1 protein-coding gene is annotated in these 3,173 nt (G+C 74.9%); it reads right to left on the reverse strand.

Annotation, left to right across the window (positions count from 1 at the left end; genetic code table 11):
* Positions 1 to 3,173, reverse strand: a 3,173-nt coding sequence (locus B0E53_RS34760; protein WP_146167907.1) for a type I polyketide synthase, incomplete at both ends; no start/stop codon positions are given.

A 3,173-nucleotide genomic window follows, 5' to 3' on the forward strand; every position in this document is an offset into this window, starting at 1 on the left:
CCCGACAACACCACCGACCCCGGCCCGTTCACCGCCGCCACATCCAGCAGTGCGCCAGAGCTACCCAGCAGATCCCGGACCTGTTCCTCCGACGCGGCGACGGCGAGCATCCCACCACCGGCCGGCAGCGCCTGCATCAACGCACCCCGCGCCGCCACCAGGACGCACGCGTCCTCCAGCGACAACACCCCCGCCACATGAGCAGCGGTCACCTCACCGATCGAATGACCGGCCAGATAATCGGCCGTGACACCCCACGACGACAGCAACTCGTGCAGGGCCACCTCGACCGCGAACAACCCCGCCTGCGTATAGACGGTCTGGTCCAGCAACACCGCCAGGTCGCTGCCCGGCTCGGCGAACACCACCTCCCGCAACGGACGGTCGAGCCGGCCCTCGAACAGGGCGCACACCCGATCGAACGCCTCCGCGAACACCGGGAACCGGCCATACAGGTCCCGGCCCATGCCGGGACGCTGCGCACCCTGACCGGTGAACAGCAACGCCCGCCGACCCGTGGTGACCGCGCCGGTGATCAGGCCGGGGACGGTCCCGCCCCCGGCCAGCGCGGACAGGCCCGCCAGCAGACCGTCCCGGCCCGCGGCGACCACCACCGCCCGATGCTCCAGGGCCGCCCGCGTGGTCGCCAGGGACCAGCCGACGTCGACGGCAGACAGGCCGTCCTGCTCATGGACGTGCCCGGCCAGCCGCGCCGCCTGACCCGCCAGGGCCTCCACCGACCGCGCCGACACCAGCCACGGCACCACGGGCACTATCGGCACCGCCGGCAGATCGACCACGGCCGGATCCGCCGATGGCACCGGCTCGGGTTCCGGCGCTTCGAGGATCACGTGCGCGTTCGTGCCGGAGATACCGAACGACGACACCGCCGCCCGACGCGCCCGCTCCACGGCCGGCCACGCCTGGCTCTCGGTCACCAGACGCACCGCGCCCGACGACCAGTCCACCTTCGACGAGGGTGCGTCCACGTGCAGCGTCGGCGGCACGAGGCCGTGCCGCATCGCCAACACCATCTTGATCACGCCCGCCACACCCGCCGCCGCCTGCGTGTGGCCGAGATTCGACTTCACCGACCCCAGCAGCAGCGGTTCGTGCCCGTCCCGCCCCCGCCCGTACGTCGCCAGCAACGCCTGCGCCTCGATCGGATCACCCAACGTGGTACCGGTACCGTGCGCCTCCACCACGTCCACATCCGCCGGCGACAACCGCGCCGCCGCCAACGCCGACCGGATCACCCGCTGCTGCGCCGGACCGTTCGGCGCCGTCAACCCGTTCGACGCCCCATCCTGGTTCACCGCCGAACCGCGCAGCACGGCGAGGATCCGGCGGCCGTCGCGCCGGGCGTCGGAGAGGCGCTGCACCAGCAGCACGCCGACGCCCTCGCCCCAGCCGGTGCCGTCGGCCGAGTCCGCGAACGACCGGCAGCGCCCGTCCGAGGAGAGCCCGCGCTGGCGGGCGAACTCCTCGAATGCGCTCGGCGTGGCCATCACCGTGACACCGCCGGCCAGGGCCAGGTCACACTCGCCGGCACGCAGCGACTGGGCCGCCAGGTGCAGTGCCACCAGCGACGACGAGCAGGCGGTGTCCACGGTCACAGCGGGCCCCTCGAACCCGAAGGCGTACGCCACCCGACCCGACAGCACGCTCGCGGTGGCGCCGGTGGCCCCGTACCCGGCGAGGTGTTCCCCGCCGCGCCGGACGAGGTGGTCGAAGTCCTGCCCGTTGGTACCGGCGAAGACGCCGACCCGGCCGCCGGCCAGGGTCAGCGGGTCGAGCCGGGCGTCCTCGATGGCCGCCCAGGACGTCTCCAGCAGCAGCCGCTGCTGCGGGTCCATGGCGATGGCCTCGCGGGGCGAGATGCCGAAGAACTGCGCGTCGAACGCGCCCGCGTCGTCGAGGAAGGCGCCCTGCGTCACGGACGACGGCAGCCCGGTCAGGTCCCAGTGCCGGTTGGTCGGGAGGTCGCCCATGGCGTCGACGCCGTCGGCGAGGAGCCGCCAGAACTCCGCCGGTGAGCCGGCGCCGGTGGGGAAGCGGCAGCCCATGCCCACGATGACGATCGGGTCGTCGTCGACGGGGCGTACCGCCGGGGTTGCGGTCTCGGGCCGCTCCTGCCCGCCGAGCAGTTCGGTGCGGAGGTGGATGGCCAGGGCATCCGGGTTGGGGTGGTCGAAGGCGAGCGTGGCGGGCAGGGTGAGCCCCGTGGCGGCATCGAGCCGGTTGCGCAGCTCGACGGCGGTCAACGAGGTGAAGCCCAGGTCGCGGAACGCGCGCCGGGGTGGCACCTGGTCGGCGCCGCCGTGGCCGAGGACCGCGGCGACCTCGGCGCGGACCAGCTCGCGGAGGGCGTCGAGCTGCTCGGCCTCGACGAGACCGGCGAGCCGCCGCCGCAGGGCGGTACCGGCGCTGGCCCGGTCGGTGTCGCTGGCCGGCGGTGCGGTCAGCAGGTCGCGGATCAGCGGGTCCGGCCGTCGGCCGGGTGCGGCGGCCACCCGGTCCCAGTCGACATCGGCGACGACGAGGTGGGTCTCGTCGTGGTCGAGCGCCCGGTGGAGGGCGCGGACGGCGCGCGCGGGGTCCATGGCGCGGATGCCGCTGCGGGCCATCCGGCGTTCGACGTCGCCGGCGCTGACCCCGCCGTCGGCCCAGAGGCCCCAGCCGATGGCGGTGGCGGGCAGGCCGTCGGCGCGGCGGCGCCGGGCGAGCGCGTCGAGCCACGCGTTGCCGGGCGCGTAGTTGGCCTGGCCGGGCCCGGCCATGGTGCCGGCGAGGGAGGAGAACAGGACGAACGCCGACAGGTCGTGGTCGCGGGTCAGCTCGTCGAGGTGGCGGGCCGCGTCGACCTTGGCCCGCAGGGCGGTCGCCATCCGGTCGACGGTGAGCGCGTCGGCGACGGTGTCGTCAAGTGCTGCCGCGGTGTGCACGACGGTGCGCAGTGGCGCGTCGGCGGGGATCGTCGCGAGCAGGTCGCGCAGCGCGTCCCGGTCGGCGACGTCGCAGGCCGCGACGGTGACCCGGGTGCCGTGCCCGGTCAACTCGTCGACCAGGCCGGCGGCGCCGGGCGCGTCGGGGCCGCGCCGGCTGACCAGCAGCAGATGGTCGACGCCGGCCGCGGCGAGGGCGCGGGCGACGTGCCCGCCGAGGGCCCCGGT

Source organism: Micromonospora sp. MH33, assembly GCF_003013775.1.
GTDB lineage: Bacteria > Actinomycetota > Actinomycetes > Mycobacteriales > Micromonosporaceae > Micromonospora > Micromonospora fulviviridis.